We start from the raw sequence: 15,297 nt of genomic DNA, 5'->3' as shown, positions 1-15,297 counted from the left end.
GAGTGGAGCAACCTGACAAGGATAGCGGATCTTTGGACCCGCTCGCACCACCAGGCCCCGTGAGCCCTCGTCAGGCCGTGAGCGTCAGGACGACGGCCTCGGGACGGCAGTCGAAGCGGACCGGTGCGTAGATCGACGTCCCGAGACCGGCGGAGATCTCGAGGTGGGCGGTCTTGCGCGCGTGGCTCCAGGTGCTGAGCCCGCTGACCTTGCCACGAGGCACGTCACAGTTGGTGACGAGCGCGCCGTAGCCGGGCACCCGGACCTGGCCGCCGTGCGTGTGCCCTCCGAAGATGACGTCGGCCCCGTTGTTGACGAACGAGTTGAGGACGCGCTGGTAGGGCGCGTGGGTGACTCCGATGCTGATGGGGTCAGGTCCTCGTCGGTCGTCGTGCCAGCGCACGTTCTCGCGCAGGTCGTCGAGCGCCCCGGGGAGGCGGTCGAGACGATCCCAGCCACGGTGTGCGTCGTTGACGCCGAACAGCTCGAGGCGGGATCCCCTGATCTCGATCGCTCGGGCGGCGTTGTTGAGGTCGAGCCACCCGAGGTCGGCGAAGAACGACTCCATCCGGCCGATGTCGAGGGGCGTGGGGGTCCGGGTGACGCCGCTGGGGCCGCCGAAGTAGGCGAACGGGTTCTTGGGGACCGGCCCGTAGTAGTCGTTCGAGCCGTTGACGAAGACACCGGCCACCCCGCGGAACGGCTCGAGGGTGTGCTCCAGGGCTGCGTGGGCGTCGACGTGCCCGATGTTGTCACCCGTGTTGACGACCAGGTCCGGTTCGTAGACGGCCAGCCCACGCACCCATTCCTGCTTCTCGGTCTGCCACGGGGCCAGGTGCAGATCGCTCAGGTGCAGGATCGTCAGCGGACGGGAGCCGGCCTCGAGGACGTTCAGCACCTCGTGTCGGACGGTGAAGCGGTTGCGCTCGACGAGGCTGCCCCAGGCGAGGGCACCCAGGCCGACGGCCGCGCCCGCCAGTGCGGTCGCGGCCGTCGCCCTGCCGAGGGGGAGGGGCGTCACTTGCAGCCACCCGGATCGGCGCCCTGCGGGTTGCCGTACAGGGTCAGCCCGATGCCGGAGTCCTTCGCGACGGAGGTCCCCGCGGCGGGGTCCGTCGCCGCCACGCGACACTGGTTCTTCCCGTCGCCTGCGGCGAACCCGGTCACGGCGACCTTGTCGGCCGAGAAGCCAGCCGCGGCGATCGCCGTCTTGGAGTTGGCGATGCTCTGCCCCCGCACGTCGGGGATCGCGGCGGCGCCGGACCCGTCGCTCGTGAAGACCGTCACCGTGGCTCCCTTGGACAGCACCGTCCCGGGGACCGGGTCGCTCGCCACCACCTGGCCGGCAGGCAACGCGGACGGCTGCGTGCCGCCGTCGGCGTAGACGAGGTTGAGTCCCTTCAGCATGGTCTGTGCCGCGCTCACGCTGCTGCCGGACAGCTCGGGGACCGAGACGCCGGAGCCGCGCACGAGCCGCGAATTGGCCTCGGGGAAGTCGGTGCCCGGGTACTTCGTGTTGTTCACCGTCTGCACGGCCTTGAAGAGCTGCGCTCGGGTGGCGGCGTAGTTGCCTCCCTTGATCGGCGAGCCGATGGACCGCAGGTTGACCTTGGGGCCGGTCCAGTTGCCCTGCCAGATCGCGGTCGCGAGCTTCGTCGTCGCGCCGATGATCCAGATGGACTCCTTCTTGTCGGTCGTCCCCGTCTTGCCGATCTCCTCGAAGCCGTCGCCGGGGAGCGCTCCGCGACCGGTGCCGTTCGACCACAGGCCGGACATGGCCTTCGCGGCGGCCGCGGCCACCGCGGGCTCGACAGCCTGCGAGCATTCCTGGGCCTGCCCGCCGAGGGCCACGCCGTCGTCGTTGACGATGTTGTCGACCACGATCGGCGCGCAGTACTTGCCGCCAGCCGCGATGGCCGCGTAGGCCGTGGCCATCGTCAGCGGGGCGATCTCGTCGGCCGTGCCGAGGATGGAGGACGAGAAGTTGCTGATCTCGCCGCCGTCGGCGCGGTGGACGCCCAGTCGCTGTGCCACGTCGCGGATGTCGTTGAGGTCGAGCTTGGACGCCATCGCCGCGTAGGCGGTGTTGACGGACTGTGCCGTCGCGGTCGTGACCGCCATCTGGCCGGGTCTTGATCCATCGTCGTTCTTGGGGGCCCAGCCGCCCTGTCGCTCGCCGCCCGCCTTCAGGTAGAAGGTGCGTGGCGTTGCGTCGACGGACTCGGTGATGCCGTGGCCCTGCTCGATCCAGTCGATCAGGGTGAAGGGCTTGAAGGTCGAGCCGGGCTGGAAGCCGGTCGACCCGCCGTAGTCCCGATCCGTGCTGAAGTTGACCGAGGTCTGCGTGCGGTCGCCGGTGTCGAGCTCGGAGAAGGTCGTGTTCTGCGTCATCACGATGATGCGGCCCGTCCCGGCCTCGACCGAGTTGACCACGCTGCCCAGCCGGACCCTGGTCTCGCTGGCGGGGGCCCACTGGTCGAGCTGGCCCTTGGCGTTCGCCGTCAGGTCGAGGTCGAGCGTCGTGTAGACGTTCAGCCCGCCCGTGTTCCAGTTCGCGAGCCGCTCCTCCTCGGTGGAGCCGAGGACGGCGAGGTTCTTGATGTTCTTCTTGACGTAGTCGCAGAAGTACTGGGCGCCGGGTGCCGTGACCGCCGCGCATCCCTGCGTCGGAGCCGTGAGCACGACGTAGCTCGCGATGTCCGACGCGAGCGACGCCTCCTCCGTGGGCTTGTCGATGAAGCCCTCGGCGTACATCGACTTGAGGATGACGTCACGACGCGCCTTGTTGCCCTCGTACTTCTCCGGGCTCGACAGGTTGCGCGTGTCCGGGTACTGGACGATCGCGATGAGGCTCGCCGCCTCTTGCGTGTTCAGGTCGCTCGCGTTCTTGTTGAAGTAGTGCTGGGAGGCGGCCTGGACGCCGTAGGTCTGGTCGCCGAAGTAGGCGATGTTGAGGTACGCGAGGAGGATCTCGTCCTTCGTGTACTTCTTCTCGAGCCCGATCGCGAACTTCATCTCCTCGAGCTTGCGGTCGATGGTGGTCTTGATCGCGTCCTTGTAGGCCGCCTCTTTCTCGTCCGGGTCGGCGATGAGCTGGGACTGCGCGATCCGGATGTTGCGGACCAGCTGCATCGTCAGCGTCGAGCCGCCGCCGCTCGCCCCGAGCTCTCCGCCGCCCAGCGAGCCGACGCCGGCGCGGACGAGAGAGGTGACGTCGACGCCGCCGTGCTCGTAGAAGCGACGGTCCTCGCCGGCGACGACCGCGTCCTTGAGGGACTGCGAGACCTGGTCCCACTTGAGCTCGACGCGGTTCTCGCTGTAGAGCGTCGCGAAGGGGACGGCCTGCCCGCCCTGGTTGGCGTACAGCGTGTTGCGCTGCTGCAGCTTGCCGATCTCGATGTACTCGGGGATCGACTCGAAGACCCCGATCGTGCTCGAGGCCGTCATGCCGGCGACCGCGATGGCAGGGGTCACCCCGATGGTCACGAGGAGGCCGGCCAGGACGCTGAAGCCGACGAACCCGAAGAGCGCCCCGATGACGGACGTGGGCTTCGATTTTTGGGCAGACATAAGATCAGGGTAAGTGACACCGCTGACATCCGAGCTGACAGGAACCACAAATGGTCCTTTGGGAGTACATGACCACGCCGCTCATGGTGCACAACAGCACCGCGATCCTGAACAACTGGGGGAGCGACGGCTGGGAACTGGTCCAGGTGACCCAGGGCCCCGAGGGCGGCCCCGTCGCCTGGCTGAAGCGCCAGAAGCAGGAGGCGTAGTGGCCCGCGTCGACGACCGCCTCGCGGAGCTGGGCCTGGTCCTCCCCACGGTGGCGGCCCCCGCGGGCGTCTACGTGCCGGCCGTCAGGGTCGGGACGTCGGTGTACACGGCGGGGCAGCTGCCCTTCGTCGACGGCGCGCTGCCCGTGGTCGGCAAGGTGGGCGACGGTCCGGGGCTCGTCGCCCCCGCGCTCGCCCGTGAGCTCGCCGCGACCTGCGTCCTCAACGCACTCGCCGCCGCCGCCTCCGTGCTCGGCTCGCTGGACGACGTGGTGCGGGTCGTGAAGGTCACCGGGTTCGTCTCGTCCGACCCGGCGTTCACCGGGCAGCCGGGCGTGCTCAACGGGGCGTCCGAGCTGCTGGGCGAGATCTTCGGCGAGGTCGGCGTCCACGCGCGGAGCGCCGTCGGCGTCGCCGTCCTGCCCCTCGACTCCCCGGTCGAGGTGGAGCTCCTGCTCGAGGTCGTGCCGACCGCCTGATCGACGGTGGACCCGAGGCCCCGGGACGAGCGCCGGGTCGGCGTCGCGTCTCGGGGCCTCGTCCGTCAGCGCATCTCCGCCGAGATCACCGTCATGACGGCCGAGTCGGCCAGGGTGGTCGTGTCGCCGATCTCACGTCCCTCGGCGACGTCGCGGAGGAGGCGGCGCATGATCTTGCCGGAGCGCGTCTTGGGCAGCTCGTCCACGAGCACGATCGAGCGGGGCCGGGCGATCGCGCCGATCTGCTGCGCGACGTGCGCCTTCAGGGCGACCGCCGCCTCCTCGGGGGTGAGGCTCTTCTTCTTCTTGTTGCGCAGCACGACGAAGGCCACGACGGCCTGGCCGGTGGTCTCGTCCGCCGCGCCCACGACGGCCGACTCGGCGACGATGGGGTGCGAGACGAGCGCAGACTCGATCTCCGCCGTCGAGAGCCTGTGGCCGGACACGTTCATGACGTCGTCCACGCGGCCGAGCAGCCAGATGTCGCCGTCCTCGTCGCGGCGTGCGCCGTCGCCGGCGAAGTAGCGGTCGCCGAAGCGGCTCCAGTACGTCTCCGCGTAGCGCTCAGGGTCGCCCCAGATGCCCCGGAGCATCGACGGCCAGGGCTCGTCGACGACGAGCAGACCGCTCTCCCCGTCGGCCACCGAGGTGCCGTGGTCGTCGACGACGTCCACCGTGATCCCCGGCAGCGGGGTCTGCGCCGCACCCGGCTTGGTCGACGTGAGCCCGGGCAGAGGGGAGATCATGATCGCCCCCGTCTCCGTCTGCCACCACGTGTCGACGATCGGCGTCCTGCCCGCGCCGATGACCTCCCGGTACCAGAGCCACGCCTCCGGGTTGATCGGCTCGCCCACCGACCCGAGCAGGCGCAGGGACGACAGGTCGCGTGCCTGGGGGATCTCGCGGCCGGCCTTCATGAAGCCGCGGATCGCGGTGGGGGCCGTGTAGAAGAGCGAGACGCCGTACTTCTCGACGACGTCCCACCACCGGCCCGGCGCGGGGGAGTCGGGAGTGCCCTCGTAGAGCACCTGGGTGGCGCCGTTCGCGAGCGGCCCGTAGACGACGTAGCTGTGGCCCGTGATCCAGCCCACGTCCGCGGTGCACCACCACACGTCGGTCTCAGGACGGAGGTCGAAGACCGTCGCGTGGGTGGTCGCGACCTGCGTCAGGTAGCCGCCGGAGGTGTGGAGGATGCCCTTGGGCTTGCCGGTGGTCCCGCTCGTGTACAGGATGAACAGGGGGTGCTCCGCCTCGAACGACTCGGGCTCGTGCTGGTCGGAGACGCCCTCCAGCGCCTCGTGCCACCACCGGTCGCGACCGTCGACCCACCCGACGTCGTTCCCGCCGCGGCGGACGACGAGCACGTCGCGGACGCTGGACTCGCCCCCGACGGCGAGCGCGGCGTCGACGGCGGGCTTGAGGGGGGCCACGGAGCCCTTCCGCCACCCGCCGTCTGCGGTGATGACGAGCACTGCCTGCGCGTCGTCGATGCGGGCGCGGAGGCTCTCGGCGCTGAAGCCGCCGAAGACCACGCTGTGGACGGCGCCGAGCCGGGCCACGGCGAGCATGGCGACCACCGCCTCCGGGACCTGGGGCAGGTAGATGACGACGCGGTCGCCGGCCACGACGCCCATCGAGGCGAGGACGTTCGCGGCCCTGCTCACCTCGGAGGTGAGCTCGGCGTAGGTGACCGACCTGCTGTCGCCCGGCTCGCCCTCCCAGTGGAGCGCGACGCGGTCGCCGTGCCCGGCCTCGACGTGCCGGTCGAGGCAGTTGTACGCGACGTTGAGGCGACCGTCGGCGAACCAGCGGGCCACGGGCGCTGCCGACCAGTCGAGGGTCTCCGTCGGCTCGACGTCCCAGGACAGCCGCCGACGCGCCTGGTCGCCCCAGAAGAGGAGCCGGTCGGCGGCGGCCGACTCGACGAGCTCGGGTCCGGCCACGGCCCGCGCGGCGAACTCGGGCGACGGGGGGAAGGCAGCGTCGGAGGGGGACTGCACCGCCTCCTCGTCCGTGGCGGAGCTGGTGGGGGTGTCCTGGCGGTCGACCATCGTCGTCCTCTCGCGTCGTTGCGGATGCGGGCGCCTCGCGCCCCGAGCGAGACTACTCCGGGCCGCGTCGCCGCTCGGGCGAGGGGCCTGGCCGGAGAGCGAAGCGCGCGGACCGGACACGGTCGCGACGCTGGCACCCGTCCGCCTTCGTGGGGTACAGTGAGCTCGTCCGGATTCAACCCCGGTGTGCAGCGCGAGCGATTCCCCCCGATCCAGCGCTGCCGTGGCGGCACCAGTTCCCCCCAACTGGTGCCGCCCCTCTTTTTTCCCCGTGGATCGTCCGACGATCACCCGGGTGATTCCTCCCCAGAGCGTCCCGCCTGACCTTCCTCCCCAGGATGCACAGCCCTGTCTGTCTCGGTCGTGCCGGGGCAGCTAGCGTCCGGACATGACCGGAGCGCCTCCCGCCCCCACCCCGGGCCTCACCCCCGACCACCCGTTCGTCGCCCTCGCCTCGGAGCCCGGGCGCTTCGTCGCGGCGGCCCCGCCGGGTGCCGCCGCGAGATGGGGTACACAGGTCGTGAACGGGGTACACGGCCCTCGGGTCGACAGGTCGTGGCTGGGAGCGCTCGCTCCCCTCCTGGACGACCCCGACGTGACCGACGTCTTCGTCACGGGCGGGGCGGGGACGTGGGTGGACCGAGGAGGAGGCGCACGCCCCGAGCCGCGGGTCCACCTCTCCGAGGCGGCCGTGCGCGACCTCGCCGTGAGGCTCGTCGCACGGGGCGGACGTCACGTGGACGAGTCAAAACCAACTTTTTGACAGATTTTGCCCGACCATTCTCACTTTTTGCTGGTCACGTCCGCGTTTTCGAGCCTCCTGGATGCTGACGCCGCCCGAAGATCGGTTGCAAGGTCTCCGAGGCCGTGCGCGTGGGCCCAGGGTGTCATCAGGCCCGGCCTTACTGCCGGTGGCGTCCTTGGGTGGGGGAGAGGCTTACCGCGCTCTGGTCACACCGTACTACTGTTGCAGGCACGGTTTCGACCTATAGTAGGCAGCGATTGGCGACGCTTAATCTGGGCGCCCGACTTCATGCGGAACGCGGCCGAAGGCTTTGTGCACTGGGCACGACCACGGCGCTCGGGTCGGGTTCCCTGACCGGGCGTTGCCTTTCCGATGAAGGAGATGAAGGAGCAGCCATGAGCGAGCAGCAGAAGACCACCCAGACGATGACGGCACGCACTCAGACGTTCTCGTACCAGCCGTCCCGAACCGCCCTTGCCACGAGGTCGTGGACGGCCGTGAAGCGAGTCACCGAGCCGGACGCGCACCGTGAGGCCGTGGACCGGCACTTCGACTGGTTCGGCCCTGCGTTTGGGCTCTCTGGACGCTGAGCCGTAGCGGGTTTCGGGTTTTGGGTTTCCTAGGGGAGTTCTCCGAACTCCACTCCCTAGTAACCCGACAACCCGCAACTCGGCTGCTCGGAACTCAGTCCGGTTCGGGGGTCATCAAGGACCAGACGAAGCCCCCTCTCTTGGGTTCCTTCCGCACTTCGCCGTCTTGTTCCATCTGCCGGAGGATGGCCGCGTACTCCGTGTAGGCCTCGCCCGTCCCGCACACCGCCTTCGTAAAGGTGTCTTGTCGCGCGGCGGTCAGGGCGGCGATCTGGTTGCGCAGGTAGCGGCGCTTGTCGTCGGGCGACGGCTGAGCCTCCTGAGCCCGGTCCCTCGCGACTCCCGAGGGGCCTAGCCGGAGTCGCCCGTCCTCGCCCATGACGACCGGCGCGGGGTCGACGGCGGGCGCGTGAAGCCGTGGCACGGTCCGGAATCGTCGCAGTGCTCGGGGGTTCACGTAAGGCTCGTTCGCTTCGTACGTCCACAGCCCGTCTTGACCGGCCATGGACTCGACGCCGTTCATCAGGTAGCTGTTCTTCATCCCCGTGTGACCTGTTGCAAGCCCGTTCGGCACATCCACGGACTTCAACAGCCTGCGAAACTCCGAGTACCACCGGCCGTACCGCGTCGTGTCGCTGTTGAGGATGGCCGTCACCCCATCCACGATCAGCGTCAGGGGAGGTCCCGCCACTAGTGCGAGCCCCAGCAGCTCGAACTCCCAGCGGTCGTAGATGTCCTGCTTCGTGAGGTCGAACGTATCGGCACCGCCTGCGGCTTCGAGGTGCACGACGAACAGCATCGACCCCGTCCCGTCGTCGTCGGGGTCGAAGTAGAACGGATACGGGTCGCCCATAGCGTCGTACTCGAGGCCAGTCGCAAGCAACGCCTCGTGCATGTCTTCCTCGGGGTTCTCGGCGTTGACGAGCACGATTGGACGAGCGCGTTCCTCCGGCGTCACGTCCACGGGCCCGAAGTGGTCGAGGAACCGCCGGCCGGCGATCACAAGCGCCGCGGCAAGGTCGCAGACGAGTAGGGACTTCCCGACCTTCGGAGGACCACCGAGCATCGGCACGGACTGGTGGTGCCAGAGTCCCGGGATGTAGGGCCGCACGGCGCCGCTGGGGCGGCTCGCGAAGGCGTTGGGCAGTCCGTCGTACGTTCGGAGGATCTTGGCTCGTTCGTAGTTCGTCTGCGCCGGGCTTAGCCGCTCAGCGTCGCGCCAGAACGTGCCGTCGGCGAGGATCGCCCGCCGTTCGTCCGCTGCCTCAGGCGTGAGTGTTCCCCAATCGTGAGCCCAGCCCAGTCGGCCGGGTCTCGCGTCCGGGTCGTACACGAGTCGTTCGTGCTCGATGATCACGAAGCGGGGTGCACGGGTCAGCGTTTGTCCCTCGTGCTCGAAGGTCGCGAACTGGTCGTACGTCTCGCGGTTCATCCGTCCAGTCGCTTTCTGAGGTTGTCGAGCGCAGCCCTGGTCTCGGCGCGGATCGCGCGCGCCTGTTCAGGGCTCACGGTTGGGCGAGGCTTCGGTGGGTGCAGCGAACGCATGCGTCGTCCCCACCAGTCAGAGCGGCACGCCACGGAGCAGAACCGACCACCCTTGGCCCAAGGCCGGAACCGGCGTCCGCACTCGTCACAGTCCTCCGGTGAGCCGTGTCGGGAAGGGCTGTTCGGATTCTTGATCGGTGGGAGTTTGGCGCTCATCGGGTCGCCTCCGGAGCACGTCCCAGCGTGAGCAGTGCGGCGACGCGCGCGACCTGCGCGTCAGTCAGCTGCGGCAGGGTGCGTGCCCGAGCACGAGCAGCTTCTTGACGGTCGCGTGCATCGAGCGCCGCTGCGATGGCGCTCATTTGACGTCCTCGGCGACAGCATCACGAACGATCGGCAGAGGGACAATCTTGGCGTTGGAGCTGTAGCGCGAGCGGCGTCCGTCTCGCATGTGAGGGTTGTCCGGGAGGACGTGCTCTACCTCGTCGATGTCGACGAAGATTGAGCCGCGACCGTCGTCGAAGCCGTGGATGAAGCCCTTGCCGATCCAGTTGGAGATCGTTCGGGGGTGGACGTTGAAGTGGTTGGCCGCAGAGGCCTCGTTGACGTACTTAGACATGGCGGACGGGTTCCTAAAGTCGGAATCGACATCCGTTCTGTCCGCTGGTCGGCCTTGGTGGTGCCAGCAGAGTCCACGCTCCCAAGCCACTGAACGGTCCGCTCTCGGGGGAGGAGCGAGGCGAGCCAGCGGCTCGTCCTTCGCTAGTTGGAGTTTCCCACGTTGCGAGCGTGCAGCCAAGCGGAAGTTCGACGTTTCCCGCCCCGCCCAGCGCCGATCTGACGGATCTTCCTGTCTCTCGCGTACTGGAGTTCAGATCGGTGCTGTTCGAGCCGCGAAACGCCAAACTTCCGCGCGCCTGCTCCGATCGAGGCCGCTGATGGGGTTACGGGTACCGTCATATCGACGATCGCTTGCCGAACACAAATTCGAATAAAGCGCTTGTAACGTAACCCGCTGTACTTGAGCGGTTTCGTACTGTACACTCGGTACGAGCCACGAAAGGAGGCCGCAGTGATCGAATCAGGTGGAGCCGCGCCCTACGCGCCCTGGAGCGCGATCGCGAACGCGCTGACCGCGAAGCGGCGTAACCCGGAGTTGACACGTTTCGGGCCTCAGGAGTTGAGCGATCTCGGGATTCGGGAGAGCATCGTGCCCCGAACCGTCCAGTCGTTGAGGCTTCTCGAGCTGATCGATGAGGACTGCGTTGCGACGGAAGCGTTCGACGGACTTGCGACGCGGTCGCGTACTGACTTCTCCTCGAAGCTCGGCGCGCTCGTGCGTCGTGTGTACGCCCCAGTATTCGCTTACGTCGATCCGAAGCTAGCAACCCAGGAGGAAGTCGCTGAAGCCTTCAACCAATTCGGACCGCCGAGTCAGCGGGACCGCATGGTGACGCTCTTCACACACCTCCTGCGACAGGCGCGTATGACACCTTCAGAAGAGCCGCGCGTGATCATGGCAGAAGCTCTCGTGCAGGCCGAGGGGGCTGCTGAGGCCCAGGCCCTGATTGGCTCGAAGGGGCTGGAAGAGGCGTCTGGCGCCGAAGTATCCCGACGGCGCTCTCGCTCGACTTGGTCCAGCACCCTCGTTACGACTCCGCCTTCGGGCACTCCGTCACGGCACCGCTTGAAGCTGTCGTCGGGAGGGGCCGTCGATATTGCTCTCGACGTCGACCTCTTCAGCCTCTCGAAGGAGGATCGCGACTTCGTGATGGACCTCGTTGACCGCGTGACGAACTACAAGCCGAATCGCAGCGAGGGTGAGCGAATGCGATAGGCAAAAGACTTCTGGTCCGCCGCCGCTCCAACGACGGAGGACCAGGAACCGGCACGAGGGCACGGTTGGTGACTGATGAGTCTCCAGCAGTGTAGCGATTCATCCTTGAGACGCAACCGGCGTCTCACGCTTCCCCTCGGGCCACCGAACAGGAAGTGAGATCGTGAATCTCCTCAGCAATTACTACAAGATCAAGGGGCCGCTGCCGTTCATCGACGTCGACCTCGACGACGACAACCGGCTGTACGTGGACCCCCACGTCATCCGTCTCATGGGTTCGCCGTCGCCCTTCGCGACGAACGCGGTGAACTGCCTGGACACCTTCTTCGACGCCGTCACGAACCGCATCATCCTCGGTACGTCGGCGGCGCTCAAAGAAGGTGAGGAACTCCTGCAGCAGTTCTCCGAGCCGCGGGAGACGCGCCTCGGGATGGCGAAGGCAGGGTTCCACGGACACGGAGGTGCCCTGAAGGTGGGCACCGACATCTGGAACGCCCTTCTCGGGGACGTGCGGGCGCTCATCACGGTCGGCGTGTTCAAGCAGGTGGAACACATCCCGCTCTTCGTCGAAGGTGTCGACAACGACATCACGTCGGACCTCACGACGAGGATCATCTACGGTCCGCTGGCTGACTTCACGGCGGACATGATCGTTAAGTACCCGCAGTTCCGGTCTGTGGGGGAGGGCGTGAAGACGTTCACTCGGCAGGTCTGGGACCCGGCGACGTCGATGTGGGACAAGGCCGAAGTGGAGCTGCCCGTCGTCGACGGCGAGCCGCTCCTGCTCGTCCCGAACGGGTGGGCACGCAAGCGTATCCTGATGGGCGCGCGCCGGTTCTGGAGCACCATCGTCCTGTCCTACGCGCAGTTCGAGACGACGGTGTACGTCAGCGGGAAGCCCGTGAAGACGCCGAAGAAGGTCCTGAAGAAGCAGAAGGGCCTCGAGCCGGGGCGTGACACGAACATCCGTGTCACGAACCGCGCCCTGAAGTCGCAGCAGGACCTCGTGGAGGCGTTCACCGCGTTCGTCGACGGCAAGTTCTAGCTGGAGCGGTCAGCAGGGCGTCGAGGTCACGACGGCGCCCTGCTGACTAGCCTGCTCGAACGATCCGCAGTCTTTCGGCGCTCCACTTCGAGCCGCGGGAGAACGCGGGCAACACCTCGACGCGGAGCACCGATGCGAGGACGGCGCGTTGGACGTCGATTGGCGCGTCGAGGAATGCCTGACCGGGGTCAGGAGCGCGGAGGACGGACGACGACGCGGACCGGCTGAGGCCCTTGGCTAGCCTCGCGTCCACCTTCGCGCGTTCGGCTTCCACGGTGGCGGTGGCCTTCGCGAGTTGGGTGCCGGTGATGTTCCCGAGCGCGTAGTCCGTCTCGAACGCTTCGAGTCGTGCGGAGAGCGCGGTGCGCTTCTCGCGGTCCGCCGCGAGGTCGGGTGTGCTCGGGCTCATCGCGGCGACGATTCGTGGGTCTCGCACAAGTTCAGCGAGGACGCCGCGCACGTACTCGTCGGTCTGCTTCTGACCGACAGTGAGGTGGGCTGACTCCGTGCACCGGTACAGGTAGCGGCGCTCGTACTGGCGGGCGTACGTTCCGCCGTGGGGGGTCGCGCGGAGCGTGCCGCCACAAGGGTGCTCTTGGCCGTGCTCATCCACGACGAGGACTCCGCAGCGATAGATGCCTGACCCGAGCCACTTCGTCTCGTTGGAGGGCGTCAGGCGGCGCGAGGGGTCCGTGACGAGCCCTACGAGGGCGCGCCACTCGTCCTCGGACACGATCGCGTGCCACAAGGCGGGTCCCAGCACCTCGAACTCGTAGGACTGTCCCTTCTTGCCGGGTAAGCCACGGGCCAGCAGGCCGGCATTTCGAGGGCGGATCAGCATGTCCCGCAGAGCGCCGTACTTCCACGTCTCGGAGCGTCCAGAAGTCTGGACACCGCGCTCGTTGAGCTCGCGCGTCAGGGCCGCGAGAGTGCGTCCTGCGAGCACAGCCTTCGTCGTGTCGCGGATCACCTGAGCCTCCGACTCGCGGATCGTCACGCCGTTCTTCTCAAAGCCGAAGGGGCGGATGCCGCCGCGGTACTTCCCGCTCGCGGCTGCCTGCTCCTTCGCTCGCTGCACCCGCTCCCGGCTGTGGTCCACCTCGTGCTGGGCCGCTGCTCCGAGCATGCGAGCGACCATGCGTCCCGATGAGGTCGCGAGGTCGTACGAACCTGTCTGGACGGTCTGAATCTCGAGGCTGTGCGCTTCGGCCACGGTGATGAACTCCTCGAGTTCGGCTGCCCGGCGGTGAAGCCGGTCGGGGTGCCAGGCCACCACGCCCCGGACCTGTCCGGTCCTCACCGCTTCGAGCATCGATCGGTACTCCGGACGCACCTTGCGGCGGTCGTAGGCGCTGATGTCGTTGTCCACGAAGACCGCCACCACGTCCCAGCCGAGCCGTTCCGCGAGAGCCCTGCAGTCCGCCTCCTGGCGGTCCACACCGAGCCCTGCTCCGGCCTTGTCGCGGCTGATCCGGGCGTAGATTGCGGCCGGGAGGCCCGTCTGGGCGCTTCCGACCGTTTGATGTTCTTCCATAGTGTCAAATTTTATGGTTTTGATGAAGCGAGCCCGTGCGTCGACGTACGGCTCCCGGGCGGCGTGCGCGTGCACGTCGTCCTGCCGCCGATCTCGACGTCGGGCACGGCGCTGTCCATCCGCTTCCCCCGGGTCGTGCCCCCGACGCTCGACGACCTGAGCCGGGCCGGCTTCTTCGCCGACGCCGACGAGGGCGTCGTCCGGTCGTGCGTGGACCGACGAGCCAACGTGCTCGTCACGGGCGCGGGAGGCACCGGCAAGACCACGTTCCTGGCGGCCATGCTGGCGGCGGCGTCGCCGGGCGACCGCATCGTCACCGTCGAGGACGTGGCCGAGCTCCGGGTCGTCCATCCCCACGTGGTCTCGCTCGAGGCCCGCCAGCCGAACCTCGAGGGGGTGGGCGGCGTCGACCTCGCACGGCTGCTGCGGGAAGCGCTCCGCATGCGTCCCGACCGCCTCGTCGTGGGGGAGGTCCGTGGAGTCGAGGTCCGCGACCTCCTGTCGGCGCTGAACACCGGACACGACGGCGGGGCAGGGACCCTGCACGCGAACGGCCTCGCGGACGTCCCTGCCCGTCTCGAGGCGCTCGGGGCGGTCGCCGGCCTCGCGCCGGCGGCCCTGGCCCGCCAGGCCGTCAGCGCTCTCGACGCCGTCTTCCACCTCGACCGGGCAGGCGGACGGAGGCGGCTGGCCGTCATCGGCAGCCTCGGCACGTCGGCGTCCGGCGAGCTCACGGCCCGGGAGGGCCTCGTCGGCGCCGACGCCGGCGGCCGACGGGGCCGGTGACCGGGCGGGGCCGTCGGCGACCTCCGCCCACCCCCGCGGCGACCGTCGTCGATCGACTCGCCGTCCTCCTCTCGGCCGGCGTCACGCCTGCGTCCGCCTGGAGGCACGTGGGCGAGGCCGAGCCTGACGGGCCCGTCCGTGCCGTCGCGTCCCACGTCGGCCGTTGCGCGGACGAGGGCATCCCCGTGTCGGCGTCCCTGCGGCAGGCCCTCGAGCACCTGCCGTTCGGCACGGCCCGGGACGGGGACCGGCACGCGGTCGAGTGGGCCCAGGTCGCTTGCGCCTGGCATGTGGCGGAGCGGAGCGGGGCTCCGCTCGCCGAGTGCCTGGGCAGCTTCGTGGCCGCCCTCCGCCAGGCCGACGCCGCTCGACGCGAGGTGGAGGTGGCGCTGAGCGGCCCGCGCTCGACCGGGCGGATCGTGCTCGCCCTCCCCCCGGTGGGTCTCCTCTTCTCCCTGGGGCTCGGCTTCGACACCGCCTCGGTGCTCTTCGGCAGCCCGGTGGGGTGGGGGTGTCTCGTGACGGGAGGAGCGCTCGTGCTCGCCGCCCGTACCTGGAACGGTCGGCTGGTCCGCTCGGCCGTCCCGAGCGCCTCCGTGCCGAGCCTCCGCCTCGAGCTCCTCGCCGTGGCCGTCTCCGGGGGCGGGTCCTGGCAGGGCGGCCTCGACCTCGTCGACGAGGCCTGTCGGGACAGCCCGGCAGCCGGCATCGAGGACGACGGGGGCGGAGAGACGGTCCTGGAGCTCTCGCGGCGGGCGGGAGCCCCGGCGGGCGCGCTGCTGCGCGCGGCGGCCGCGGAGCGCCGTCTCGACGCGACGACGGCGGCGCGCTCAGCGGCGTCCAGGCTGGGATCGACCCTGATGCTGCCCCTGGGTGTCTGCGTGCTGCCGGCGTTCCTCGTGGTGGGGGTCGTCCCGCTCGTCGTCGCGCTCCTCTCCTCCACAGCCGAGGTCCTCTGACCGTCCG

General features: G+C 68.9%; 14 protein-coding genes. 8 read left to right on the top strand and 6 right to left on the bottom strand.

All coding sequences use genetic code 11. From position 1 onward, the window contains the following. Nucleotides 1–70 precede the first annotated feature (70 nt). A complete protein-coding gene (locus IFT77_RS04710; protein ID WP_192042124.1) occupies nt 71–1,021 on the bottom strand; it encodes a metallophosphoesterase in 951 nt (316 codons plus the stop codon). Next, nucleotides 1,018–3,570 (bottom strand): transglycosylase domain-containing protein, encoded by a 2,553-nt coding sequence (locus IFT77_RS04705; protein ID WP_192042123.1) that lies wholly within the window; start codon nt 3,568–3,570, stop codon nt 1,018–1,020. Before IFT77_RS04705 ends, IFT77_RS04710 begins: the two co-directional genes overlap by 4 nt. 50 nt (nt 3,571–3,620) lie before the next feature. Here IFT77_RS04705 and IFT77_RS04700 point away from each other — a divergent pair, with 50 nt between their 5' ends. Both IFT77_RS04700 and IFT77_RS04695 read left to right on the top strand, forming a co-directional pair. After that, nucleotides 3,621–3,779, top strand: a complete 159-nt coding sequence (locus IFT77_RS04700) for a hypothetical protein (RefSeq protein ID WP_166644750.1) — start codon at nt 3,621–3,623, stop codon at nt 3,777–3,779. Continuing rightward, nucleotides 3,779–4,258: an Atu1372/SO_1960 family protein gene (locus IFT77_RS04695; RefSeq protein ID WP_192042122.1), complete on the top strand. Its 480-nt coding sequence runs from the start codon at nt 3,779–3,781 to the stop codon at nt 4,256–4,258. The genes IFT77_RS04700 and IFT77_RS04695 overlap by 1 nt, the downstream gene beginning before the upstream one ends. A 65-nt stretch (nt 4,259–4,323) precedes the next feature. Here the strand turns inward: IFT77_RS04695 and acs are convergent, their stop codons facing one another. Further along, nucleotides 4,324–6,309 carry an acetate--CoA ligase gene (gene acs, locus IFT77_RS04690; RefSeq protein WP_192042121.1) on the bottom strand — a complete coding sequence of 662 codons (1,986 nt, stop codon included), beginning with the start codon at nt 6,307–6,309 and terminating at the stop codon, nt 4,324–4,326. A gap of 388 nt (nt 6,310–6,697) precedes the next feature. Here acs and IFT77_RS04685 point away from each other — a divergent pair, with 388 nt between their 5' ends. Both IFT77_RS04685 and IFT77_RS04680 read left to right on the top strand, forming a co-directional pair. Then, on the top strand, nt 6,698–7,072 hold the full coding sequence (locus tag IFT77_RS04685; protein ID WP_192169323.1) for a hypothetical protein: 375 nt from the start codon (nt 6,698–6,700) through the stop codon (nt 7,070–7,072). 377 nt (nt 7,073–7,449) lie between these two features. Beyond that, entirely contained in the window at nt 7,450–7,644 is a 195-nt protein-coding gene (locus IFT77_RS04680; protein WP_192169322.1) for a hypothetical protein, read from the top strand. A 94-nt stretch (nt 7,645–7,738) separates the two neighbouring features. On the opposite strand, the gene IFT77_RS04675 is transcribed toward IFT77_RS04680, so the two are convergent. Then, nucleotides 7,739–9,076: an AAA family ATPase gene (locus tag IFT77_RS04675; RefSeq protein ID WP_192169321.1), complete on the bottom strand. Its 1,338-nt coding sequence runs from the start codon at nt 9,074–9,076 to the stop codon at nt 7,739–7,741. A gap of 411 nt (nt 9,077–9,487) precedes the next feature. Then, nucleotides 9,488–9,748 carry a hypothetical protein gene (locus IFT77_RS04665; RefSeq protein WP_192169319.1) on the bottom strand — a complete coding sequence of 87 codons (261 nt, stop codon included), beginning with the start codon at nt 9,746–9,748 and terminating at the stop codon, nt 9,488–9,490. A 453-nt stretch (nt 9,749–10,201) separates the two neighbouring features. On the opposite strand from IFT77_RS04665, the gene IFT77_RS04660 reads away from it, so the two are divergent. Continuing rightward, the gene (locus IFT77_RS04660; RefSeq protein ID WP_192169318.1) at nt 10,202–10,966 is read left to right on the top strand and encodes a DUF5343 domain-containing protein; all 765 of its coding nucleotides are present in this window, start codon (nt 10,202–10,204) and stop codon (nt 10,964–10,966) included. Nucleotides 10,967–11,129: 163 nt separating this feature from the next. Further along, complete coding sequence (locus IFT77_RS04655; protein ID WP_192169317.1) at nt 11,130–12,011, top strand: hypothetical protein; 882 nt, start codon at nt 11,130–11,132, stop codon at nt 12,009–12,011. A gap of 46 nt (nt 12,012–12,057) precedes the next feature. Here the strand turns inward: IFT77_RS04655 and IFT77_RS04650 are convergent, their stop codons facing one another. Continuing rightward, nucleotides 12,058–13,545, bottom strand: a complete 1,488-nt coding sequence (locus IFT77_RS04650; RefSeq protein ID WP_192169316.1) for a recombinase family protein — start codon at nt 13,543–13,545, stop codon at nt 12,058–12,060. Here IFT77_RS04650 and IFT77_RS04645 point away from each other — a divergent pair. Further along, nucleotides 13,534–14,331, top strand: coding sequence for an ATPase, T2SS/T4P/T4SS family (locus IFT77_RS04645; protein WP_192169315.1), 798 nt, complete (start codon nt 13,534–13,536; stop codon nt 14,329–14,331). The two genes, IFT77_RS04650 and IFT77_RS04645, sit on opposite strands and share 12 nt — an antisense overlap. Next, nucleotides 14,328–15,290 (top strand): type II secretion system F family protein, encoded by a 963-nt coding sequence (locus tag IFT77_RS04640; protein ID WP_192169314.1) that lies wholly within the window; start codon nt 14,328–14,330, stop codon nt 15,288–15,290. Before IFT77_RS04645 ends, IFT77_RS04640 begins: the two co-directional genes overlap by 4 nt. The last annotated feature ends 7 nt before the right edge of the window (nt 15,291–15,297 follow it).

This window comes from Frigoribacterium sp. CFBP 13729 (assembly GCF_014841875.1).
Classification (GTDB): Bacteria; Actinomycetota; Actinomycetes; order Actinomycetales; family Microbacteriaceae; genus Frigoribacterium.
Note: the sequence above shows the minus strand (reverse complement) of the source record. Positions and strands in the feature narration are given on the sequence as shown.

What these genes read in the sequence shown, in the direction of transcription:
- IFT77_RS04705 (WP_192042123.1), bottom strand. Translation starts at nt 3,570, where the DNA reads ATGTCTGCCCAAAAATCGAAGCCCACGTCCGTCATCGGGGCGCTCTTC.
- IFT77_RS04700 (WP_166644750.1), top strand. Translation starts at nt 3,621, where the DNA reads ATGGTCCTTTGGGAGTACATGACCACGCCGCTCATGGTGCACAACAGC.
- acs (WP_192042121.1), bottom strand. Translation starts at nt 6,309, where the DNA reads ATGGTCGACCGCCAGGACACCCCCACCAGCTCCGCCACGGACGAGGAG.
- IFT77_RS04685 (WP_192169323.1), top strand. Translation starts at nt 6,698, where the DNA reads ATGACCGGAGCGCCTCCCGCCCCCACCCCGGGCCTCACCCCCGACCAC.
- IFT77_RS04680 (WP_192169322.1), top strand. Translation starts at nt 7,450, where the DNA reads ATGAGCGAGCAGCAGAAGACCACCCAGACGATGACGGCACGCACTCAG.
- IFT77_RS04675 (WP_192169321.1), bottom strand. Translation starts at nt 9,076, where the DNA reads ATGAACCGCGAGACGTACGACCAGTTCGCGACCTTCGAGCACGAGGGA.
- IFT77_RS04665 (WP_192169319.1), bottom strand. Translation starts at nt 9,748, where the DNA reads ATGTCTAAGTACGTCAACGAGGCCTCTGCGGCCAACCACTTCAACGTC.
- IFT77_RS04645 (WP_192169315.1), top strand. Translation starts at nt 13,534, where the DNA reads ATGTTCTTCCATAGTGTCAAATTTTATGGTTTTGATGAAGCGAGCCCG.
- IFT77_RS04650 (WP_192169316.1), bottom strand. Translation starts at nt 13,545, where the DNA reads ATGGAAGAACATCAAACGGTCGGAAGCGCCCAGACGGGCCTCCCGGCC.